The 23284-nt window shown below is 35.0% G+C and carries 19 protein-coding genes; 10 read left to right on the top strand and 9 right to left on the bottom strand.

Features of this window, described 5'->3' with window-relative positions; all coding sequences use genetic code 11:
* Positions 1-24 precede the first annotated feature (24 nt).
* The 3 genes from bla to VK161_RS10965 form a co-directional block, all read right to left on the bottom strand.
* A complete protein-coding gene (bla, locus tag VK161_RS10975; RefSeq protein ID WP_324214833.1) occupies positions 25-741 on the bottom strand; it encodes a BlaB/IND/MUS family subclass B1 metallo-beta-lactamase in 717 nt (238 codons plus the stop codon).
* Positions 741-2096, bottom strand: a complete 1356-nt coding sequence (locus VK161_RS10970; protein ID WP_324214832.1) for a UDP-N-acetylmuramate--L-alanine ligase — start codon at positions 2094-2096, stop codon at positions 741-743. The genes bla and VK161_RS10970 overlap by 1 nt, the downstream gene beginning before the upstream one ends.
* A gap of 63 nt (positions 2097-2159) precedes the next feature.
* On the bottom strand, positions 2160-2846 hold the full coding sequence (locus VK161_RS10965; protein ID WP_324214831.1) for a tetratricopeptide repeat protein: 687 nt from the start codon (positions 2844-2846) through the stop codon (positions 2160-2162).
* A gap of 142 nt (positions 2847-2988) precedes the next feature.
* Between VK161_RS10965 and VK161_RS10960 the strand changes: the two genes are divergently transcribed.
* The gene (locus tag VK161_RS10960; protein WP_324214830.1) at positions 2989-4473 is read left to right on the top strand and encodes a hypothetical protein; all 1485 of its coding nucleotides are present in this window, start codon (positions 2989-2991) and stop codon (positions 4471-4473) included.
* On the top strand, positions 4389-9491 hold the full coding sequence (locus VK161_RS10955) for an MG2 domain-containing protein (RefSeq protein WP_324214829.1): 5103 nt from the start codon (positions 4389-4391) through the stop codon (positions 9489-9491). Before VK161_RS10960 ends, VK161_RS10955 begins: the two co-directional genes overlap by 85 nt.
* A 181-nt stretch (positions 9492-9672) precedes the next feature.
* On the opposite strand, the gene VK161_RS10950 is transcribed toward VK161_RS10955, so the two are convergent.
* From VK161_RS10950 to hpt, 6 genes are all read right to left on the bottom strand, one after another.
* Entirely contained in the window at positions 9673-11823 is a 2151-nt protein-coding gene (locus tag VK161_RS10950) for a S46 family peptidase (RefSeq protein ID WP_324214828.1), read from the bottom strand.
* A 318-nt stretch (positions 11824-12141) separates the two neighbouring features.
* Positions 12142-13431, bottom strand: coding sequence for a zinc-dependent metalloprotease (locus VK161_RS10945; RefSeq protein WP_324214827.1), 1290 nt, complete (start codon positions 13429-13431; stop codon positions 12142-12144).
* A 68-nt stretch (positions 13432-13499) separates the two neighbouring features.
* Complete coding sequence (gene obgE, locus VK161_RS10940) at positions 13500-14501, bottom strand: GTPase ObgE (RefSeq protein ID WP_324214826.1); 1002 nt, start codon at positions 14499-14501, stop codon at positions 13500-13502.
* An 88-nt stretch (positions 14502-14589) separates the two neighbouring features.
* A complete protein-coding gene (locus tag VK161_RS10935) occupies positions 14590-15816 on the bottom strand; it encodes a hemolysin family protein (RefSeq protein WP_414655425.1) in 1227 nt (408 codons plus the stop codon).
* A gap of 340 nt (positions 15817-16156) precedes the next feature.
* Complete coding sequence (locus VK161_RS10930) at positions 16157-16729, bottom strand: adenylate kinase (RefSeq protein ID WP_324214824.1); 573 nt, start codon at positions 16727-16729, stop codon at positions 16157-16159.
* Positions 16730-16765: 36 nt separating this feature from the next.
* On the bottom strand, positions 16766-17296 hold the full coding sequence (gene hpt / locus VK161_RS10925) for a hypoxanthine phosphoribosyltransferase (RefSeq protein ID WP_324214823.1): 531 nt from the start codon (positions 17294-17296) through the stop codon (positions 16766-16768).
* A 292-nt stretch (positions 17297-17588) separates the two neighbouring features.
* Between hpt and VK161_RS10920 the strand changes: the two genes are divergently transcribed.
* The 8 genes from VK161_RS10920 to VK161_RS10885 all read left to right on the top strand — a co-directional run bounded on the left by VK161_RS10920 (position 17589) and on the right by VK161_RS10885 (position 23071).
* A complete protein-coding gene (locus VK161_RS10920; RefSeq protein ID WP_324214822.1) occupies positions 17589-18122 on the top strand; it encodes a hypothetical protein in 534 nt (177 codons plus the stop codon).
* A 31-nt stretch (positions 18123-18153) separates the two neighbouring features.
* Positions 18154-18393, top strand: a complete 240-nt coding sequence (locus tag VK161_RS10915) for a hypothetical protein (RefSeq protein ID WP_324214821.1) — start codon at positions 18154-18156, stop codon at positions 18391-18393.
* Positions 18390-18689 (top strand): hypothetical protein, encoded by a 300-nt coding sequence (locus VK161_RS10910; protein ID WP_324214820.1) that lies wholly within the window; start codon positions 18390-18392, stop codon positions 18687-18689. The genes VK161_RS10915 and VK161_RS10910 overlap by 4 nt, the downstream gene beginning before the upstream one ends.
* A 46-nt stretch (positions 18690-18735) precedes the next feature.
* A complete protein-coding gene (locus VK161_RS10905) occupies positions 18736-19893 on the top strand; it encodes a 5-(carboxyamino)imidazole ribonucleotide synthase (protein ID WP_324214819.1) in 1158 nt (385 codons plus the stop codon).
* 65 nt (positions 19894-19958) lie between these two features.
* Positions 19959-20444, top strand: coding sequence for a 5-(carboxyamino)imidazole ribonucleotide mutase (purE, locus tag VK161_RS10900; protein ID WP_324214818.1), 486 nt, complete (start codon positions 19959-19961; stop codon positions 20442-20444).
* Between the two features lie 23 nt (positions 20445-20467).
* Positions 20468-20695, top strand: coding sequence for a hypothetical protein (locus tag VK161_RS10895; protein ID WP_324214817.1), 228 nt, complete (start codon positions 20468-20470; stop codon positions 20693-20695).
* Positions 20695-20982: a type II toxin-antitoxin system RelE/ParE family toxin gene (locus VK161_RS10890; protein ID WP_324214816.1), complete on the top strand. Its 288-nt coding sequence runs from the start codon at positions 20695-20697 to the stop codon at positions 20980-20982. Before VK161_RS10895 ends, VK161_RS10890 begins: the two co-directional genes overlap by 1 nt.
* 58 nt (positions 20983-21040) lie before the next feature.
* Positions 21041-23071, top strand: a complete 2031-nt coding sequence (locus VK161_RS10885; protein ID WP_324214815.1) for a M3 family metallopeptidase — start codon at positions 21041-21043, stop codon at positions 23069-23071.
* Positions 23072-23284 lie beyond the last annotated feature (213 nt).

Here is a 23284-nt window from a genome sequence, read left to right as displayed (position 1 = left end):
AACTCCCTTTTCAAGGGAGTTTTTTTATTTCAAATAGTTCTTAATCAATTGCAAAGTATGCCGTACCGATTTTTTGCTTTTCCAACTTTGATGACCCGGAATAATGTATTTTGGCTTTCGAAACGTATGAAGTACTTTTTCTGTTGACGTTTCCCATTCATTTACATTGGCATCGGATAAATTACCTAAATCAGTTGCTTCTGAACTTTTAATAAAACACCCTCCATATAATAGTCTTTCTTTTTCAAACCAAATCACTATATTATCTGGAGCATGACCTTTGCCGGGGTAAAACGTTTTAAAACTGTAGTTTCCCACTTTAAAAACGGTGTCATTTTTAAATGTAAAACTGGGTCTTTTTTCACCGTGAACCACACATAAACTGTCCGTTTGTTTGGAGGTATAAGTAGCTATTCCTTTAGAATTATAAATATCCAACGAACCGGTTCGGTCGGCATGAAAATGAGTCGCAATAGACATAACCACTTTTTTGTGGTGTTTTTTAAAGATACTATCCAATAAGGGTAATGCTTGATTTGCATCCCAAGGCGAATCCAACAACACTACTCCATCGTTGGTTACCACATACATTCCATTGGCAGCAACCAAACTGTTCTTGAACAATTGAAAAGTCTCGTAAATATAAAAATCGCCTGTAAGATGAGTGATTTTTAACGCAGTTGAGTTTTGTCCCAATGATAATTGAACGAAAAACAAAAGTATAAGAATACACTTTTTCATTACTCTACAAGTCCTTTTACCTCATCAAAATTCAATCCGCCGTAATTTCCTGAACTCATCAAAAGCAAAGCTGAGTTGTCTAGATTTTGAGAGAATAAAAAGTTCTTAAAATCGGCCGAGTTGGTATAAATAATTAAATCGTCGCGTTGAAACGATTGGGCAATTTGCTCGTACGTTACTTCTTCCAACTGTTTGATTTTTACTGCGTCGGGCGAATAAAAAACTACAGCAACATCAGCTGCATCAAGTGCGCCTTGGTATTCTTTTAGAAATTCGGCATTCAAACTACTGTAAGTATGCAGTTCCAAACAAGCAATTAATTTTCGATCAGGATATTGATTTTTAACGGCTTTAGTTGTGGCCGAAACTTTACTGGGTGAATGCGCAAAATCTTTGTACGCTACTTTTCCTTTACCTTCAGCAATTTTTTCCAAACGCTTACTTGCACCTTTGAAATTGGCAATTGCCTCGTAAAAATCGGCTTCATCAACACCCATATTTTGACAAATCCACTTGGCTCCAGCTAAATTATTGAGATTGTGAGCACCAAATACTTCTATTGGCATTGGTCCTTCTGGAGTATCCAATAAAGTCACTCCATTTTCTACGGAATAACTTGGTGTTTGATACGGAATTTTACGAATGGTATTGGTCGATTCTTCAGCTACTTTTTTAACGGTTTCGTCTTCTTCATTGTAGACTAAAATGCCGCCTTTGGTAATTTGATTCACAAAAATTTCAAATTGCTCTACGTAGTTTTCAAAAGTTGGAAACACATTGATGTGATCCCATGCAATTCCGGATAACAAAGCAATATTAGGTTGATACAAATGAAATTTCGGTCTTCTGTCTATTGGTGAAGAAAGGTATTCATCGCCTTCAAGAACTATAAAATCGTTTTCATGAGTAAGATGCACCATGGTGTCAAAACCTTCTAATTGTGCGCCCACCATATAATCAACTTCGATATTGTGGTAATGCATCACGTGTAAAATCATCGAAGTAATGGTTGTTTTTCCGTGTGAACCACCAATTACAACCCGTGTTTTAGTTTTGGATTGTTCGTATAAAAATTCGGGATACGAATAAATTTTTAGCCCTAATTCTTGAGCCTTCAACAACTCAGGATTATCGGCTTTAGCATGCATTCCGAGAATGATGGCTTCAATATCCGCAGTGATTTTTTCGGGAAACCAGCCCATTTCAGAAGGCAGCAATCCCTTTTTTTCCAATCGCGATTTGGAAGGTTCAAAAATAGCATCATCGCTTCCAGTGACTTGATATCCTTTACTGTGTAATGCCAATGCTAAATTGTGCATGGCTGCGCCACCAATGGCTATAAAATGTGTTCTCATTATTGTTTATGGCTTTTGGTTTATTGTTTATAATTTCAAACTAAAAACAACAAACTATAAACATTATTTTTCAAATTGTTCTTTTAATTTATTTGCTTTTGTTTTGTCTTTGATTTTATTCAAATACAAATTGTATAACTTCTGAAATGTAGTTTTTGAATTACCTATTTCGTGGGCTTTTTTGTAATTGGCTTCGGCTTTAGTATTGCGTGAAAAATATTCATCGATATAGCCTTTTGCCAGATAACCATCTACTTTGGACAGCAGCATAAGTTCGTCGGCGTATTTCTGAGCTTTCTTTTCGCTTCCGCCGACAATTCCAGGCAATTCGATGTATAACATGACCAAAGCCCAACGCGAATCGATGTGTTTGGCGTCCAATTTGGCCGAAGTGAGAAAAGCCGTTTCAACATCGTCTATCAAACTAAGTGCTTTGAATTTATTTACCGATTTTGCTTTCATTCCTAAAGCGCCACCGTATTTGTACCAATAATTGGCACTTTTCGGATTGTGCTCTTTTAGCTTCTTGTAATGAGTTATGGCATCATCCCATTTTTTTTGATGACCGGCAATATCGCCCAAATATTCGATGGTTTTGTAACTGCTAGGATTTGACTTTAGGAAATTTTCAAACAGCACTTTGGCTTGTTCAAATTTGTCTTGTTTATATAATTTCTCTGCCTTTTCAAAATCGGTTTCAGCCATTACGGGAAAGGTTGTTAGAAGTAGTAAAATCAGTAGAAATCTCATAATTCATTTAGTATTTCCCAAAAGTAAGAAAATGGTTTTTAGTACGTTTTAATTTAACTAAAAAATTAGTAAATTGTAAAACATTAATCATTCTTCCCAACCTTTTTACCGAAGTACTACTCTATACAAGAAAGCTCTAATTATGAAAAAAATTATATTCCTTTTGATCCTCTTGACTTTTTTTATTGGAAATTCTCAAAACTATGAAAACCAATGGGCGAAAGTTATTCAATATGAAAACGATTTGAAAGTAAAATCAGCAAATGAAGAAGTTGAGAAAATCTATAAAAAAGCGGAATCTACTCATAATGAAGTACAATTGATTAAAACATTTTTCTACAAATCAAAATATTCTCAAACACTAGAAGAAGACAGTAAAAGCAAAATCATTTCCAATTTACAGAAACAGATTCAAGAAGTCTCAACTCCTTCAAAGGCAATTTTAAACCTTATTTATGCTAAGATTTTAAGAGATTACAAGCGAAACAACTATTATAACATTGAAAGAAGAACCCAACTTGATTCGACAGAAAATGCTGATTTTTTAACTTGGACATTAAAAGATTTTGAGTCGATTATTAATAAAACATATTCAAATTCACTGGAAAATGAAATAATTCTGAGACGAACACCTTTGAGTAATTATGAGCAAATTTTTGATTTTTTTTCTCTTGAAAATTTCAATTCAACGACACTGTATGATTATGTATTGAAAGAGAACATCGATTATTACAAATATTTAATTCATGATTGGGAATTGTCCGAAGATGCAAAATCAAAAATCACAAAACCTTTATTGGGATTGGATACTGAATTCAAAACTTTGAATTTTGATACTATTTCAAACAATTCGATACAAAAAGTAGTGCAATTGTATCAGAAAACGGATGAACACAGTAAGATCAATGAAATGGATTTGGATCGAATACTTTTTTGCGAAAGAGAAATTATTAAAGACAAAAATATTTTGCTAAAAGTTTTAGATAATTTTCAAAAAAGAACAGATGATTCGTTGTTAATTCAAAAAATTCAGTTTGAAAAAGCAATTATTTTTGAGAGACAAGCTTCAAAAGAGAAAAATAAATTCCATAATGCTAAAGCAGTAGCCGTTCTAGACAGCATCTTATCTTCCGAAAAAAAATCAAACGCATTTAAAAAAGCTGCTCAAAAAAAATACCAAATCACATTACGAGAATTGGATATTGAAATGCAAGGCTATAGTTATGAAAAAGAAAACACGAGAGCTTTTGTAAGCTACAAAAATATTGATTCAATAAAAATTTCGTTTTATAAAGCGCCATACAGCAAATTCAACGCTTTAGTTGAAAAAGACAGCATTGTAAACGATTTTATTTTGAAAAACAAAGCGCACTTGACTAAAACCTATCGCTTGATAAATCTCAAAGATTATTTTGAATATACAACTGAAATAGTGTTGCCTAATCTTGAAATTGGAAATTACATTGTTGTTATAACTGATCTGAACGATAAAGAAAAAAAATCAGGCATTTACTACGAAAAATTTCAGTTTCTAATATTAGTATGTTGGCTCATGAAAGTGATTCAAAAGTTTTTTATCAAGCACTTAACAGAAAATCAGGAAAACCAATTGAAAATTGCATTTTGAAATTTGGCGATTTTTCTATTGTAACAAATGATGAGGGAATTGCTCAATACAACATTTCCAAGGAAAATAAGTCAAAATTCAATGAGAACAGATTCCACGCAATTAAAGATAATGACACTATACCAATCAATAAGACTTACTTTCAAACTCAAGAGCGATACAACCCTAATGCAAATAGAGATATTATTGCTAAAGTCCGATTTTATTTAGACAGAGCAATCTACAGACCCGGACAAACCGTATATTTTAAAGGAATTGCGATACAAAGAAAATCGGATATTTACAGCATAATTTCTGGCTTATCTCTAAAAGTAATTATTAGAGATGCCAATAGTCAAGAAGTCCAAAAATTGAATGTAATTACTAATGAATTTGGTTCTTTCTCAAGTGAATTTGTAATTCCAAAAAATTCATTGACTGGCAATTACACCATTGATGTTGATGAACCTGATGACTATGAGAATGACAGCTTATACAATATTGAAGAAGAAGACCATCCTGTTTGGAGTTACGGCGGAGTACAAAACACGTACACATCATTTAAAGTTGAAGAATACAAAAGGCCAAAATTTGAAGTTAATTTTAATCCCGTAAAGGAAACCTTCACCATCAACCAAAATGTTACAGTCAACGGAAATGCAAAAGCCTTTGCTGGAAGCTCGATCTCAAATGCTGAAGTTGAGTACACTGTTGTGAGAGAAACTTTTATGAAATGGGAAGATTATTGGCCTAGTGAAACTGAAACCATCATTACATCCAACACCAAAACTGATGCAATGGGAAACTTCATTATTGATTTTATTGCAGTTCCAGATGATGAGTATGAAGACGAAACTGACTCCTACTTTTCTTATAAAGTTACAGCAGATGTTACAGACATCAACGGTGAAACCCATTCTAACACAACTACAATCAAAGTTGGCAGTAAATCGATGATAATCAAAGCATCTGTAGACGAAAAAATCATTTCAAATAATAAAAACAGCATCCTCTTAAGCAGTAAAAATCTGAATAATCATTTTGTCCCTATTGAAGGAGAAGTTAAAATATTTTACCTAAAACCTTTTGAAAATAAGTTCAAGAATAGAAAATTCAAAAAACCTGAAATTGAATCTATTTCTAAAAGTGAGTTTAATCAATTATTCCCTTACGAAAACAATGAGGATGAATTAGAAAAAAACACCAAAGGGGAAATGGTTTTTTCGAAAAAAGTAAACACTAACTTCGACAAGAAAATTGATTTGGATTTTATTGCCAAAAGCCAATCAGGTGATTATCGTGTGGAGTTTTCAGCAATTGACCCTAATAATAAACCGCTCAATTCCATTTCATTTTTCAAATTATTCAATGCCAATGAACCCAATACTTTCAGCAATGAATTAATAACAATAACCCAACTCAACCAATATCCTAAACTTGATGGATATATAAAAATAAGAGTTAATTCTGCTTTCCCAAACATGTATGTTTCTTGTATTGGTCATTATCAAAACACCATTTTTTATGAAAAACAAATTCAATTATCTCAGTTTCAAAACGAACTAACTATTCCAATCAGTAAAGGAATAAAAAATAAATTTGAAGTAGTTTTCGAAATGGTTTATGAAAACCAATATCATAAATACGCCACCGATGTTTATTTAAAAGAAGAATTACCTAAAATCACCTTTGATGTTGAAAGTTTTAGAGACAAACTTGTTCCAGGAACAAATGAAACATGGTCGTTTGAAATCAGAGAACACAATTTGAAAACTGAAATGGAGGTTTTAGCAACCATGTACGATAGTTCACTCGATCAATTTGTAAAAAAAGATTGGGATAAGCTCATTAACACTACCTTTTCTCAATACAACTACTATGGCAAATCGAAACTGGCTTTTGAAACAGTAAATTTCAATCTCATTTTTGGTGAACCTGGAATGAACAAAGTTGAATTGCGCAATGAGGAAACTAAATTAATTTGGTTTGGATTTGACTTTATCTCTACAAGAAAAATAGCCGATGACATTAGCTATAAATCACAACTGTACAACAAATCCAAAATGCCAGACAATGCTTTTCTAATTTCAGGTATTGTTTCCGATGCAAAAGGAGCTTTACCTGGAGCAAATGTAGTGGTCAAAGGTAGTTTACGCGGCGTTCAAACGGATATGAATGGAAGATATGAAATTCATGCTGCAAAAGGAGAACAATTAGTTTTTTCATTTATCGGAATGCACGACAAAAAAGTTACTGTTTCATCCAAAATCATCAACGTTACACTAGAGGCAAATAAAAACGTTTTGCAAGAAGTAGTAGTGGAAGGCTATAAAACTAAAAGTATGAAGAAATCTCTTGCATACTCTACTACGTCTGTATCAGTAGGAAGTGATTTAGCTATGGCATTTGACAATGATGACAATGCAAAATTAATACGATCTTTCAAGGGGCAAGTTCCAGGATTAGAGGTAAATTATTCAAAAAATTCAACCGGTGAGTTTTCTATTAAAGGCACGCTAAATTCGGAAGGAAAGGAGAAAGTTCTTTATGTTGTTGATGGTGCCATACTATCGGAAGATGAATTCTTAAAAATCAATCCGAGTAGCATTACCAATGTCACAGTATTAAAAGAGACCGCAGCAATAGCTATTTATGGATCTAAAGCTTCAAATGGGGCAATAATAATCACAACCAACAAAGGTTTGGATGAACTTTCTCAGGTAAAAACTCGAACCAATCGTAATGAAACTGCTTTCTTCTTTCCGCAATTAAAAACCGACAAAGAGGGTAAAATTCAATTTCAATTCAACTCTCCAGAAGAATTAACTCAGTGGAAATTTAGAATGTTTGCACACACCAAAAATGCCAATATTGGCTATTACGAAAATAGAGTTTTAACCCAAAAAGAACTGATGATTTTTCCAAACATGCCAAGATTTTTCAGAGAAAGAGACACAATACAAATTTCGGCCAAAGTAGCTAACCTGACTGCCAAAGTAAAAAATGGAAACGCTATGCTACAATTGTACGACGCATCTACTATGGAAAGAATAGATAACCAGACAATGAACACAGACTATGTAAAGAATTTTAGCATTTTACCATCGGGAAATTCAGTAATTACTTGGAGAATAACTATTCCTGAAGGAATACATGGTATTCAATACAAAATCGTAGCAAAGTCCGAAAACTATTCTGATGGAGAGGAAAGCATTATTCCTGTTCTAACCAATAGAATGTTGGTTACAGAAAGCATTCCGATTTGGGTAAGAGAAAATTCGAAAAAAACATACACTTTTGACAACCTGAAGAACAATACTTCAAGTACTTTAAAAAACCATCTTTTTACCATAGAATATACCAGTAACCCAACTTGGTTAGCCATTCAATCGTTACCCTATATTATGGAATACGAACATGAATGTGCTGAACAGACATTTGCTCGTTTTTATGCTGCCATTTTGGCTTCAAAAATCATCAATAGTAATCCGAAAATCGCAAATGTTTTTGAAAATTGGAAAAATTCGGGAAAACTTACTTCTAAATTAGAAGAGAATCAGGAATTAAAATCACTTGTTCTGGCCGAAACACCATGGTTAAAAGATGCTGAAAGCGAAGAAGAGAAAAAGAAAAGTATTGCATTACTATTTGATTTAAACAAAATGAAATTGTCCATCCGCTCTGCTTTTGAAAAACTCGAAGACAAGCAAAAATCATCAGGCGGATTTGCTTGGTTTGAAGGTGGCATTGAGAGCAAATACATTACAAGACATATCATTACTGGATTGGGACACTTGAATAAACTTAGAGCAAATCAAGACATTGATTTCAAAGAAATAACATACAACGGATTACGCTATTTAGATAAGGAATATGAGGCAGATTATGAGCAATCTAAAAAAAGTAAATGGTATAATTCGTTCAACGATATGCATTATTTGTACATGCGTAGTTTCTTCTTAGATACCAATCCAATATCAGAAAAGATCAAAACAATAAGCACCGAACAAATCGGAATAATAAAAACAGATTGGAAAACGTATTCTCTATACAACAAAGGAATGGCTGCTCTTATTTTGCATCGTTTTGGGGAAACAGCGTCGGCAAAAACAATCATAGAAAGTCTAAAAGAAACTTCTTCTAATAATGAAGATTGGGGAATGTATTGGATAGAAAACAAAGCCGGTTGGTATTGGTATCAAGCGCCAATTGAAATTCAAGCACTATTGATAGAGGCATTTACAGAGGTTAATAATGACATGAAATCGGTTGATGCTATGAAAGTATGGTTGCTAAAAAACAAACAAACTAAAAATTGGCCTACAACTAAATCAACAACCGAGGCTATTTACGCTTTGCTACTTCAAGGAAGTGACTGGCTATCAGTAAAAGACAATACCATTATTCGATTAGGAGATAAAACCATAAGTACAAAAAAACTCAGTGAAAACGATAAAGAAGCAGAGACAGGTTATATAAAAACAAACTGGAAAGAAAGCGAAATTACCAATGCAATGAGTGAAATTTCTATTGAAAACAAATCTAAAGTTCCGTGTTATGGTGGAATATATTGGAATTATTTTGAAGATTTAGATAAAATAAAAACTAATGAGAAAAACAATTTACAAGTTTCCAAAGAATTGTATTTAAAAAAGAATACTATTGAAGGTCCAATTCTAACACGAATAACACCTAAAAATCAGTTACAAATTGGGGATTTAGTTACAGTTCGACTTATAATCTCATCTGTTGAAGATATGGAATACGTACATTTAAAAGACATGCGTGCCTCGTGTTTCGAACCTGTAAATGTCCTTTCTAAATACGAACAAAAAGACCTAATTAGTTATTATATGAGTACAAAGGACGCCGCAACTCATTTCTTTTTTGATCGAATCAATAAAGGCACCTATGTTTTAGAGTACGACATTAGAGTAAATAACAGTGGTAGCTTTTCGAATGGGATAACATCAATTGAAAGTATGTATGCACCTGAATTTAAAAGCCATTCTAAAGGAATACGAATTGAGGTTAAATAAACCCACACTATGACTTACATTACTTTTATAAAAAAGGCGGCTAGAAGCTGAAACATAAATTGCAGAAACTTCTCATCCTCTGAAATTCGAAATAGATACTCATAAAAAAAAACCGACTTAAATTACTAAGTCGGTTTTTTATTTATACCTAACAGGTTTTGAAAACCTGTTAGGATAGGTATTATTTCACTAAAGTCATTTCGTCTACGATGTGTTTTGCACCCGAATAATTTTCGATTACCCAAAGTACGTAACGAATATCAACGTTAATGGTTCTTTGCAAGTTTTTGTCAAAGATTACGTCGCCTGCCATCGCTTCAATGTTTCCGTCAAAAGCCAAACCGATTAATTCACCTTTTCCGTTCAATACTGGCGAACCTGAGTTTCCACCTGTAATATCATTATCCGTTAAGAAGTTCACGTGCAATGAACCGTCTTTATCAGCGTAACGACCAAACTCTTTATTTTTTTGCATGTCTAAAATACGAGTTGGCAAGTCAAATTCTTGATCTCCTTTTTTATATTTTTTCACCTGACCTGCTAAAGTGGTGTAATTATTTATAGTTGCATCATTTCTTTTATCTGCAGGTAACGAACGAACTTTTCCGTAAGTCAAACGCAACGTTGAGTTAGCATCTGGGTATTTGATCGCACCAATTTTAGATTCTCTTAAACCTTCTACCAATAAACGGAACGAAGCGGCGTAATCATTTTGAGCTTTGGTGATTTCATCCGAACGAGTTCCGAAGTGAGTTGTCAAATCGTTAGACAAAGCATACAAAGGATCATTCGTTAATAACGCTTCATTTGGCAATTGTAAAAATGCATTGATACGATCTAATGAAGTAAAAATACTCAAGTCGAAAGCTGCGTTAACGTATTTTGTAAAATCATTGTTGTTTTCATCGCCAATTTTCTTCACCATCGGAGCAATTGCATAGCCAGTAGATTTAGTTGCGTACACATTCAATTGCGCTGCCAATAAATCTTTTTCAGCAGGAATGTGTAATTCTTTATACATTTCCTGAGCCATTTCAGTGATTGCTGGAGCCATTTGAGCACGTTTAGCAGCATCTGCTTTTACGTATAAATCCAATTGTCTTCCTAAGCTTCTTGAAATAGTTCCGAAAGATGTAGTTCTGAATAATTGTTGTAAATAATTATCGTGGCGCGATTTTTCATTGGTTAAAGCATAAAACTTATTGATGTTTGAAATCACGTTGCCGTATTTTTCTTTATTGGCTTTTTTGTTCGCCCACTTATCAAATTTTGCTTCTTGAGCAGCTTTTGATTTTGCAGTTCCAAATTTAGTCAACGCATCAATCATACCTTGACGGTTTTTCCAATAATTAGCAGTTGAAGCGTATTTTGAAGCATAAACCAAACGAAGAGCATCGCTTTGATCCATGTATTTTTTCATTTGATCCATTCCAGTTTTTGCACCTTCAACCCAAGCAGGATAAGCAAATTTTACGTTTTGCTCAATTCCACCAGCAGGCATCCAACGGTTGGTTCTTCCTGGGTAACCTAAAATCATAGCGAAGTCATTTTCTTTTACTCCACCTAAATTCACAGGTAAATAATGTTTTGGTTTTAAAGGAACGTTATTTTCAGAATAATCAGCTGGATTTCCGTTTGCATCAGCATAAATTCTGAACATTGAGAAATCAGCGGTGTGACGTGGCCATTCCCAGTTATCAGTATCTCCTCCAAATTTTCCTAAACTTTCAGGTGGAGTTCCTACTAAACGAACGTCTTTGTAATCTTGATACACAAAATAGTAGAATTCATTTCCTTGAAAGAAAGGACGAACCGAAACAGTGTATTTCCCACCTTCGTTGTTTTCTTTTTCAATAGCAGCGATTTCAGCGTTGATTGCTTTTTCTCTGTCTGCTTCTGACATCGATGGATTTACTTTTGATAAAATACGTTTAGTACAATCGTCCATGCGAACGAAGAAACGCACAAATAAACTCGATGGTTTTAATTCGCCTTTTTTATTAGCTGCCCAATAACCATCTTTTAAATAATTCTTTTCGGCAGTTGATAATTCAGCAATAGCATCATAACCACAGTGGTGATTGGTCAAAACTAAACCGTCTTTTGAAATTACTTCAGCAGTACATCCACCGTTGAATTGTACTATAGCATCTTTCAAACTGTGATTGTTGATGCTGTAGATTTCTTCTGCTGTTAATTGCAATCCCATTTTTTGCATATCACGGTGATTCAAACGTTCGATGAACATTAAAAACCACATTCCTTCATCGGCTTTTACACTTGTAGGAACAAGCATAATTCCGACGATTAAGGATAAAATAATTTTTTTCATTTTAGTAAAATATAAAGTTAATTGTTGTTAGCTAATAGTCTATCGATTTCGCAATTTGTTACAGCCATCTTTAGAATATTCCCCAAAAAGGTGGTGCGAAGGTATTGTTTTTTTGAGTATTTACTAAAAATAGAGCCCAAAAACTATTTCTATACGTTCAATTTTAACTTTATTTTGGGAAAATGAAAACCTGTTTTGTAATCCAACTTTCTCTTACTAATTACAAAAACATGTATTTTTTATTTAATGAATGAAAAACAGAAATAAAAAAAGGGTTTCAAAATTTGAAACCCTTTTTTTATAGATTGCGATAAGAAACTAGTGGACTAAAATCTTTTTAGTTAGTGTAGCTCCGTTACTTTGAATAGTTACATAATACAAACCACTTAGTGTGCTATCTAATTGAATGTTTTGAACTAAGTCTGTTGTTTGATTGAAATCGGAGTTATAAATTTCCCTTCCTAAAGCATCGATAATAGTAACTGAATAACTGTCTGTAGCTTCCTTTAACTGAATTGCAAAAGTTCCTTTATTAGGGTTAGGTGCAATTGAGAAATTAGACGTTACAAAGTCATTGTTTGCTAAAACATCCGTTTCTAATTGTGATGCGATAGTGTTATACCATGCTGTCATTCTGGTAGCTTGACCCGCTGTAAACATATACATACAAGCATCTTGCACATAATCCATATAATTCATGGTTAATTGAGTTGCTCCACAGTCGGTAAAAACAGTGCCTGGCTCGACACAGTCGAAAAATGGAGTATCGGCAGGAGGAGTATCACAAACTCTATCACCAGAAGTAGCACAATTACTACCATCACAAGCATCAAAAGTATGGTCTAAATTAAAGAAATGTCCTAATTCGTGAGTTAATGTTCTACCTAAATTATAAGGTGCTCCTGGCACAAATCCTGAACAAGAAGTTGGTGTTCCTGTCATAGTAGCACCAAATGCATTATTGTCAATTACAACAGTCATACCAGACGCTGGAGAACCTCCAAGTGGAGAATAGCCTAAAATTCCTCCAGCAATGTTACGTACTACTAAATTACAATAACCCGCCCAAGTAGAATCTGTGTCAGCATTTGATAAAAAGTCAGTACCAAAAGTTACTGCAGGTTGTCCGTTTACTGGAAAACCAAGACCAGAACCAGTTGGATGATTTTGAGTAGCTATTTCAAAAGACACATCCATTACACCAATATTTACACCTGGATAAAATTCACTTGCAGAATCCCACAATGTAATGTCTGAATTAGTTGCATTGTAATCTGCATTTAAGATGTTCACCTGTCTTTGTGCCAAAAGTTTTAAACAATCGCGTAAAGAAACATTAGCTGCTGTTGCTGTTACTGAAGGAAAATGTACAGCAACCGGAATTCGGATGGTTACGTTAGGAGCATTTACTCCTTGTGCATTTTTTGATTGTTGTAACAACTCAAGTCGTTGTAATTCAGACTCAAATTGTTGTTGCAAATCAAGGTATTGTTGTCTTAACTCAGGATTTGCCATCATATTTTGCATGTATTCTTTTGTACCACAAGTACGTTGTTGAGCAAAACTCAACTGCACTACAAAAAGTGCCAATAGTAATTTAATTTTCATAAAAAGTAGTTTATTTTTTTGCAATTTTACGACTTATTATTAATTATCAAAAAATAAGTGTCCGATAATTAATTATTTAACATTTGCCAAAGTTGATCTTTTAATTCTTGCAAGCCTTGTTGTGCAACAGATGAAATAAATAAATACGGAACTCCTTTTAGTTCTTTGTTCAACAACTGTTTCATTTCGGCTTTGAGTTCGTCATCGAGCATATCGCATTTGGAAATGACCAGCAATTTATCTTTATCTAGCATCTCTGGATTGTATCTGCGTAATTCATCCAACAGAATTTCATATTCTTTTTTGATATCATCGGCATCGGCTGGAACTAAAAACAATAAAGTTGAATTTCGTTCAATGTGTCGTAAGAAGTAATGCCCTAATCCTTTTCCTTCTGCCGCACCTTCTATAATTCCGGGAATATCGGCCATTACAAACGATTGAAAATCGCGGTAAGCGACAATTCCTAAATTGGGTTTTAAAGTCGTAAAAGGGTAATCCGCAATTTTTGGTTTGGCTGAAGTCAACACCGAAAGTAAGGTCGATTTCCCTGCATTTGGGAAACCCACTAAACCAACATCGGCTAGTACTTTTAATTCCAAAATCACATCGTGTTCTTCGACTGGCATTCCGGGTTGAGCATAACGAGGCGTTTGGTTGGTTGCGCTTCTAAAGTGCCAGTTTCCTAAACCTCCTTTTCCTCCTTTTGCTAGTATTTTCTCTTCATCGTGTTCCGTAATTTCAAACAGAATTTCGCCCGTTTCCATGTCTTTCACAACCGTTCCCAAAGGCACTTCTAGGTACTTATCTTCACCATCGTGACCTGTACTTCTACTGCTCCCGCCATCACCACCGTGACCTGCTTTTACGTGTTTGGTGAATTTAAGATGAAAAAGTGTCCACAGATTTTTATTTCCTTTCAGAATTACGTGACCACCGCGACCACCATCACCGCCATCTGGACCGCCTTTTTCAATGAATTTTTCACGGTGTAAATGCGATGAGCCTTTCCCTCCTTTTCCGGATGAAACATATATTTTTACATAGTCTACGAAATTACCTTCTGTCATTTTCTTAGTATTACTGCGTCAGTTCGCTGGCGCTTGTGTCAGTCGCAGTTTTCAGTTTCTGTGACTGATTACTGAGACTGTAAACTTTTTATTTATCTTTTAATGTTGTGATTAAAACTTTATCAATTTTAACACCATCCATGTCCATTACTTCAAATTCGAGTTTGTTCCAGATGAGTTTTTGCCCTTGTTTTGGAATCACTCCTAATTCGGTTACAATCAAACCGCTGACTGTAGTTACTTCATAGTCGCCAGTTAGATCATCCATATCAAAATACGTTAGGAAATCGTGCAGTGAATAATGCCCGTCAACCAACCATGTTCCGTCTTCTCTGGCAATGATTTTGAATTCGTCTTCATAGAAATCAGCAGCATCACCTACCAAAGCTTCTAATATATCATTTAGGGTAATAATTCCTTGAAAAACTCCATGTTCATCAGTCACCAATGCGTAATGCACTTTCGAAATTTTAAAATTCTCTAAAGCTTTGTAGGCGGAAGTATGTTCAATAAAATAAACCGGATCTTTGGTGATTTTTTTCAAATCAAAATTACCTTTTTCGAAGCTAGCAAATAAATCTTTCAACAAAACTACACCTTCAACATCGTCTAAATTATCAGCACAAACTGGATAAACCGAGTGTAATTCTTCTAACACTTTGTCTTTTATTTCCTGAACCGAATCTTCATATGAAAGATACACTATCGAATTTCGGTGCGTCATTAATGAGTTAACTTTACGATCACCAATATGAAAAACGCGTTCCACAATATCTTGTTCAATTTCCTGAACTTCTCCTACTTCAGTTCCTTCTTTAATGATGGCTTTGATTTCTTCTTCGGTAACTTTTCCGTCGGCCGTAGGTTTGATTTGTAATATTTTAAGCAAAAAATCAGTTGAAGTAGTTAACAACCAAATAAATGGCATGGTTACTTTTGACACCAATTTCATAGGAACTGCAACCGCTTTGGCTATGGCTTCGGGGTAATTCAATCCAATTCGTTTTGGCAATAATTCGCCCAAAACCAAAGAGAAAAAAGTTAGTGTTACTACTACAATTCCTACTCCAATACTTTCTGCATAAGGCTTTAAAACTTCAAAACTACCTACAAAAGCTTGCACATCGGAAGTGATTTTATCGCCAGAATAAATACCGGTTAAAATTCCGATTAAGGTAATTCCGATTTGAACAGTTGAAAGAAATTCGTTGGGTGAATTGGCCAAATCAAGAGCCACTTTGGCATTACTATTCCCTTTTTTGGCAGCGGTTTCCAAACGGTTTTTTCGAGCTGAAATCAAGGCGATTTCCGACATGGAGAAAACACCATTCAAAAGAATTAAAAAAAGAATTATTAAAATTTCCATAGTTTAAAATTACAAAAAAAGAGCATAAATCCTAGTTCGGAAATAGCTCCTTTTCTGTGTGCAAATATCAGAAAAAAAATTGAATGCTCGAAATTTATATTAGTTGTCTTTTTTAAAGCTTTTAGGATTGAATTACTTATGCCCTAGCCCAGATTGAAGCGGAAAGCCCGTAAAGTAAAAACAACCTAATTTTGTTGTTAAAAAAGGGCGACCAAAGAAGCCTTTTTTTTGACGTACAAAATGGTTGTTTTTACTGCGGACATGCAGCGGAAAGCTGGATTAGCTTCTATTAAAACTGATCAAAAACGCGGTTCAATCGCTCGGTAACTTCTTCGATAGTTCCGATACCATCAACAGCATAGAATTTGCCTTGATCTTTGTAATAGCTCATCAATGGTGCCGTTTTTTGGTTGTATTCGTCGTAACGGTTTCTGATTTTCTCTTCGTCTTGATCATCGGGTCTTCCTGAAGTTTTGCCTCTTTCTAACAGACGAGCGACTAAGATATTGTCATCGGCTTCTAAAGCTACGGTTGCGGTAATAGTTTGCCCTTTTGATTCTAAAAACTGGTCCAAAGCAGCAGCTTGTGCTAAAGTTCTTGGGAAACCATCGAATAAAAATCCGGCCGAATGTGGGTTTTTATCGACTTCACTTTGCAACATTTGAATGGTTACTTCATCAGGAACCAAATCACCTTTGTCCATGTAAGTTTTGGCCAATTTTCCTAAATCCGTATCATTTTTGATATTGAATCTGAAAATATCACCCGTTGATAAGTGTGTTAAATTGTATTTTTCTTTTAAAAATTCAGCTTGTGTGCCTTTTCCTGCACCTGGTTTTCCGAAAAGAACGATGTTGATCATTTTTATTATTTTGAATTTTAAATTATAAATTTTGAATTATTGTGCTAATTGGTAAACGTCGGCTAAATTTCTTCCCAAACCATCGTAGTCTAAACCGTAACCTACAATGAATTTATTTGGAATTCGGATGCCCACATAATCGATCTTGATGTCTTTTTTATAGGCTTCGGGTTTGAAAAATAAAGTAGCAATCTTGAGGTGCTTAACCTTTTTTTCTTTGAAAATGGCTTTTAATTCTTCGATAGTATTCCCCGTATCTACAATGTCTTCAACGATAACAACGGTTTTGCCTTCTAAATTTTCGTTGATACCGATGAGTTGTTTTACATCGTTGGTAGTTTGAGTTCCTTCATAGGAAGCCATTTTCATGAAACTCACTTCACACATTCCGCGGTAATGCTTCATCAAATCGGCCATAACCATGAACGAACCATTTAAAATCCCGACAAAAACCGGAACCTCATCAAAGAAATCGTCGTCCATTTGTTTGGCCATATTGGCAATTGCGAAGTCAATTTCTTCCGAAGAAATAAACGGTTCAAAAGTTTTATCGTGAAGGTGTATCATGTTGTGTTGTTTTAAAAAATAAAGGAGCAAATTTACGAAGTAATAACTATTTAATAACAAGTATTTTGACTTTTTTGCTAATTTGATATAGTGAAGTTGTTTACACTTTTTCAATTGGCTGCAAAATTGTATTTTTATCCCATATTTCATCTTTTTTTAATTCCGTAACGCTGCTATGCAATGAAAAAAAGCTAAAATCTAGAACAAAAACCCTAATTTTTATCTTTGATCCGTTCGGCCTTTGGCCTCGGGTCGCTTCAATCAAAAAAGCTTAAACAACTTCATTTACCAAATGAATGCAGAATTTTACAATCAAATAGCCCAAAGTACAGCACATCGAAAAAGTAGAGATGACAATAAAGATTTCATTTTTGCTCATCCCAACTATTTGAAAGAGTTGACCGAAATTGCCTTTAACACCAAAGATAAAAACCACCACAAAGCGTGTTGGATTTTAGAATTAGTGTGCGAGGAACAATTGGAACTTTTTATTCCGTTTATTGATGATTATTGTAATTCATTGGCACAACAACACTCCGATTCTGCCCTTCGTTCGATTTCAAAAATCGGATTGTTTTTGGTGAAAAGTAAAAAAATAAAACTCACCGAAACGCAAGAAGAACAACTAATCGAATCGGGATTGGATTGGCTCATTCAAACCACTAAAGCCGCCAACGCAGCCTATACTATGCGTTTTTTGTATGTTTTAGGGAAAAAACATTCGTGGGTAAATGATGAACTACGAGAATTATTATCCCGCAATTTCAGCGATCAAACTCCAGGATATCGTTTTGCTGTGAAAGACATTTTGAAACGGTTAAAATAATTTTTATATTTGATAAAGAAATAAATGCGACATGACTACTCAAGAAAAAAAACGCTTCATCTTAGAAAAAATTAACGAATCCAATTCAGATGATTTTATATCAAAAATTTATTATGATTTGGTTCGAGATGCAACTTGGGATGAGACAGAAGAAGGTAAATCAATCATTAATGCTTTATTAGAAAAATCCCAACAAGATGTTGCCAACGACAAAACGCATTCGTTTTCTGATGCCTTGAATGATATTAAAGAAAAATATGGTTTGAAATGATAGTAATCCAAATTTCAAGCCTAGGAAAATCATCCTTAGCTGATGTTTCTGAATTTGTTCTTTTTATTTGGAACATCAAAGTACTACAAGATTTCATAGATTTAATTGAAAAGTCCTCAAAACAACTCAAAGAAAATCCCAATTTAGGAATTCCATTCACAAAAAAAATTCGCAAAATTGTACTTCATAAAAACGCATCAATGTATTATGAATACGATGATAGTAATAAAATAATCACTATTTTACTCTTTATTGACAACCGACAAAATCCAAAAGATTATTTAAAGTTGTTGTAATGACTTTTAAATGTTGTTTATCTTTGTGCCACAACAACTACAACGAATGAACTATTTTTCTTCTGATTTTAAATTAGGAATTCTCGGTGGCGGACAACTCGGCAAAATGTTGCTGACCGAAACACGTAAATTCGACATACAAACTTTGGTACTCGATCCAAGTGAAGAAGCGCCATCACGATTTGGTTGCAATGCCTTTTACCGCGGCACTTTATTGGATTACGACACCGTTTATCAATTTGGTAAAATGGTAAATCTCTTGACCATCGAAATTGAAAACGTAAACCTAGACGCTTTGGATGCTTTAGAAAAAGAAGGTGTACCGATTTTTCCATCGCCCAAAACTTTACGACTGATTCAAAACAAAGGCCGACAAAAAGATTTTTATGTTGAAAACGAAATTCCGACTTCACCTCATCAACGATTTGTAGACATTAATGATTTGAAAAAATCAATTGCCAAAGGCGAACTCGAATTTCCTTTCGTGTGGAAATGCGCACAATTTGGTTACGATGGAAACGGAGTGAAAATTGTTCGTTCGGCCATCGATTTAGTGGATTTACCCGAAGTAGAATGCATCGCCGAGCATATGGTACCATTTAAAAACGAATTGGCCGTAATTGTAGCGCGATCGGTTTCAGGCGAAGTCAAAACCTATCCTGTGGTGGAAATGGAATTCCATCCCGAAGCGAACCAAGTAGAATACGTAATTTGTCCGGCGCGAATTGATTCAACAGTAGCTCAAAAAGCAACTGAAATAGCACTCAAAGTTTCGGAAGCTTTTAATCATATTGGTTTATTGGCAGTAGAAATGTTCCAAACCGAAGACGATGAAATTCTAGTAAACGAAGTCGCACCTCGTCCACACAATTCAGGTCATTACAGCATTGAAGCGAGTTATACTTCGCAATTTGAAAATCATTTGCGCGCCATTTTAAACTTACCTTTGGGTACTACCGATAGTAAAGTAGCCGGAATTATGGTCAATTTGGTCGGTGAAGAAGGCTTTTCCGGACCCGTAATTTACGAAAACATCGAAAAAATAATGGCCATAGAAGGCGTAACTCCGCATATTTACGGCAAACGCGAAACAAGACCATTTCGAAAAATGGGACACGTAACAATAGTGAATGAAAACATGACGGAAGCGCGAAAAGTGGCGGAAAAAGTGAAGAATAGTATTAGAGTGATTAGTAATAAGTGATTAGTTGCTTTATGTAGAAACTACTTTAAACCTGTAAACAATTTAAACAACATTAAACTAAAACAATGAGCAAAGTAGCCATCATCATGGGAAGCATTTCCGACATGCCAGTCATGCAGGAAGCCATCGACATCTTAAAAGGATTTGACATCGAAACCGAAGTGGATATTGTTTCGGCACACCGAACGCCTGAAAAATTATTCGATTTTAGTACGAATGCTCACATGCGAGGCATTTCGGTTATAATCGCTGGTGCTGGTGGCGCGGCGCATTTACCCGGAATGGTCGCTTCGATGTCGCCATTGCCCGTAATTGGTGTTCCAGTAAAATCAAGCAATTCGATTGACGGTTGGGATTCAGTTTTGTCAATTCTTCAAATGCCTGGTGGCGTTCCAGTCGCAACGGTGGCATTAAACGGAGCCAAAAATGCTGGAATATTAGCTGCGCAAATCATCGGAAGCCACGACAAATGTGTTTTAGACAAAATCGTTTTGTACAAAGAAAGTCTGAAACAAGCCGTGATGAAAGCTTCAGACGAATTGAAAAAATAATTATCTTTGAAAAAAAGAAAACTATGGACATTCAAACATCTAAAATCGAGTTAGCCAAAGTTATTTTGGATATTGAAAATCCAAAATTGATTGAAGAAATCATCAACTTAATTCAATCAAAATCAACTTTAACCGAAAAACAAAAATTGGCTATCGACGAGGCAATTCACTCTTTAGATAATAAAGAAGGAATTAGTCACAATCTTGTCATGGAAGAAACCAAAAATCGCTATTCAAAATATTTCAAATAATGGAAATTATTTGGTCACCACAAGCCAAAAAAGATTATTGGCAAAACATTGATTATTTGGAGGCTGAATGGACATTTCAAGATGTAGTTAATTTCGTTGAAAAAGTTGAAAAAACTTTTGATTTGTTGACTAAAAACAATGTTGAATTCATTTCTACCAACTACAAAAAAGTCAATAAAGTAGTCATTACCAAACACATTACACTTTATTACAGATTGAATTCAAACACCGTTGAATTACTTCGATTTTGGAATACCTATCGAGATTTAGAAAATTTTAAACTTTAATAACCGTCTAATAAGTCGTAAGGACAAGACGCGACTTGTCCCTTCAACAAAATATATTATGAAAATACTTACACAAACATTTCAAACCACACACAATACTGCGCCTTTTTCGCAAATCAAAATAGACGATTACCAACCCGCTTTTGAAGTCAATTTAGCCAAAGCAAGAGCTGAAATTGACGCGATCACTTCCAATTCAGAAGCACCCACTTTTGAAAATACTATTGTTGCCTTGGATTTTGCCGGACAAGAACTCGATCGATTATCGTCGATTTTCTTCAACTTGAACTCGGCCGAAACCTGCGACGAGATGCAAAAAATTGCGCAAGAGGTGTCGCCTTTGTTGACCGCATTTAGCAACGACATCTCCTTGAATGAAGATTTATTCAAAAGAGTAAAAGCCGTTCACGATCAAAAATCTGATCTGAATTTGACTCCCGAGCAAGCCACTTTACTTGATAAAAAATACAAAAGTTTTGCACGAAATGGTGCGTTACTTCCTGAAGATAAAAAAGCACGCTTACGCGAAATTGACACTGAATTGGCCAAATTAAAACTGACTTTTGGTGAAAATGTTTTGGCCGAAACCAACAACTATCAATTGCACATAACCAATGAAGCTGACTTGAAAGGTTTACCTGATGGCACCAAAGAAATGGCGCGCTCATTGGCCCAATCAAAAGAATTGGAGGGTTGGATTTTTACCTTGGATTTTCCGAGTTATTTGCCGTTTGTAACCTACGTTGACAACCGCGAATTGCGAAAAGAAATGGCGATTGCCGCAGGCAAAAAAGCTTTTCAAAATAACGAATACGACAACAAAGAAATCACTCTAAAAATTGCTAAACTGCGCCACGAACGTGCCACATTATTGGGTTACGAAACGCATTCACATTTTGTATTGGAAGAACGCATGGCGCAACATCCGGATAAAGTAAAATCGTTTTTGAATGATTTACTAGAAAAAGCCAAACCTGCAGCACAAAAAGAATTTGCCGAATTGACTGCTTTTGCTAAAGAACTTGACGACATTGAACAGTTGGAAAAATGGGACGGCGCCTACTATTCGGAAAAATTAAAACAAAAATTATACAGTTTGGACGACGAGTTATTGAAACCTTACTTCAAACTCGAAAATGTGTTGAACGGTGCTTTTACAGTTGCCGAAAAATTATTCGGAATTACCTTTAAAGAAGTCTTCAACATCGATAAATACCACGACGATGTGCAAACTTTTGAGGTATTGGATTTTGAAGAAAATTTAGTTGCCGTTTTCTACTCCGATTTTTTTCCAAGAAAAGGAAAACGTAACGGTGCTTGGATGACATCATTCAAACCACAATACATTAAGGACGGAATTAACGAACGACCACACGTATCAATTGTCTGCAATTTCACTCCGCCAACAACAACGAAACCATCGTTGTTAACTTTTAATGAAGTTACAACGTTGTTTCACGAATTTGGTCATGCGTTACACGGCATGTTAGCCAATACAACCTATCCGAGTTTGTCGGGCACTTCGGTATATTGGGACTTTGTGGAATTACCAAGCCAAGTGATGGAAAATTGGTGCTACCAACCCGAAGCTTTGGCGTTGTTTGCTACGCATTACGAAACCGGAGAAGTGATTCCGCAACATTATGTAGAAAAAATCAAAGAAAGCGCCAGCTTTTTAGAAGGAATGGCAACCTTGCGTCAGTTGAGTTTTGGTATTCTAGATATGGCATACCACAGCAACAATCCGAACGGAATTACCGACATCAAAGCCTTTGAAAAACAAGCGATGGAAATTGCTACGTTGTATCCTGATGTAGAAGAGAATTGCATGAGTGTGTCGTTTTCGCATATTTTTCAAGGCGGTTATTCGTCGGGTTATTACAGCTACAAATGGGCCGAAGTATTGGATGCCGATGCCTTTGCGTATTTTGAAGAGCAAGGTATTTTTAATAAAGAAGTGGCGACTAAATTCAAAGATAACGTGCTTTCTAAAGGCGGAACTGAGTTGCCAATGGAATTGTACAAACGTTTTAGAGGTCATGAGCCAACTGCCGATGCGTTATTAAAGAGAGCGGGATTGATTTCCTAACAGGTTTCCAAAACCTGTTAGGTATTTGGAAAAAAGACTTTTAGGCAAGTTGGACTTCTTGGATCATAAGACTTTGTGACTGTAAGATTGTGAGATTATTAGAATTTTAGATAGAAAACCGGAGTTTTGGCTTCGGTTTTTTTATTACAAAATTCTTTGTAAAAAAAAAGTTGAATATTGATTCTAGGTTCGCGTTAAGGATTGAAGCGGCAT

Origin of the sequence: Flavobacterium sp. (assembly GCF_035299245.1) — a bacterium.
Taxonomy (GTDB): domain Bacteria; phylum Bacteroidota; class Bacteroidia; order Flavobacteriales; family Flavobacteriaceae; genus Flavobacterium.
This window is presented reverse-complemented; position numbering and strand designations above follow the sequence as displayed.

Coding starts and splice junctions, on each gene's coding strand:
- VK161_RS10905 (WP_324214819.1), top strand. CDS start 18,736: ATGAACTATTTTTCTTCTGATTTTAAATTAGGAATTCTCGGTGGCGGA.
- VK161_RS10945 (WP_324214827.1), bottom strand. CDS start 13,431: ATGAAAATTAAATTACTATTGGCACTTTTTGTAGTGCAGTTGAGTTTT.
- VK161_RS10955 (WP_324214829.1), top strand. CDS start 4,389: ATGTTGGCTCATGAAAGTGATTCAAAAGTTTTTTATCAAGCACTTAAC.
- VK161_RS10885 (WP_324214815.1), top strand. CDS start 21,041: ATGAAAATACTTACACAAACATTTCAAACCACACACAATACTGCGCCT.
- VK161_RS10965 (WP_324214831.1), bottom strand. CDS start 2,846: ATGAGATTTCTACTGATTTTACTACTTCTAACAACCTTTCCCGTAATG.
- VK161_RS10935 (WP_414655425.1), bottom strand. CDS start 15,816: ATGTCGGAAATCGCCTTGATTTCAGCTCGAAAAAACCGTTTGGAAACC.
- purE (WP_324214818.1), top strand. CDS start 19,959: ATGAGCAAAGTAGCCATCATCATGGGAAGCATTTCCGACATGCCAGTC.
- VK161_RS10920 (WP_324214822.1), top strand. CDS start 17,589: ATGAATGCAGAATTTTACAATCAAATAGCCCAAAGTACAGCACATCGA.
- VK161_RS10915 (WP_324214821.1), top strand. CDS start 18,154: ATGACTACTCAAGAAAAAAAACGCTTCATCTTAGAAAAAATTAACGAA.
- obgE (WP_324214826.1), bottom strand. CDS start 14,501: ATGACAGAAGGTAATTTCGTAGACTATGTAAAAATATATGTTTCATCC.
- VK161_RS10895 (WP_324214817.1), top strand. CDS start 20,468: ATGGACATTCAAACATCTAAAATCGAGTTAGCCAAAGTTATTTTGGAT.
- VK161_RS10910 (WP_324214820.1), top strand. CDS start 18,390: ATGATAGTAATCCAAATTTCAAGCCTAGGAAAATCATCCTTAGCTGAT.
- hpt (WP_324214823.1), bottom strand. CDS start 17,296: ATGATACACCTTCACGATAAAACTTTTGAACCGTTTATTTCTTCGGAA.
- VK161_RS10970 (WP_324214832.1), bottom strand. CDS start 2,096: ATGAGAACACATTTTATAGCCATTGGTGGCGCAGCCATGCACAATTTA.
- VK161_RS10950 (WP_324214828.1), bottom strand. CDS start 11,823: ATGAAAAAAATTATTTTATCCTTAATCGTCGGAATTATGCTTGTTCCT.
- VK161_RS10930 (WP_324214824.1), bottom strand. CDS start 16,729: ATGATCAACATCGTTCTTTTCGGAAAACCAGGTGCAGGAAAAGGCACA.
- bla (WP_324214833.1), bottom strand. CDS start 741: ATGAAAAAGTGTATTCTTATACTTTTGTTTTTCGTTCAATTATCATTG.
- VK161_RS10890 (WP_324214816.1), top strand. CDS start 20,695: ATGGAAATTATTTGGTCACCACAAGCCAAAAAAGATTATTGGCAAAAC.
- VK161_RS10960 (WP_324214830.1), top strand. CDS start 2,989: ATGAAAAAAATTATATTCCTTTTGATCCTCTTGACTTTTTTTATTGGA.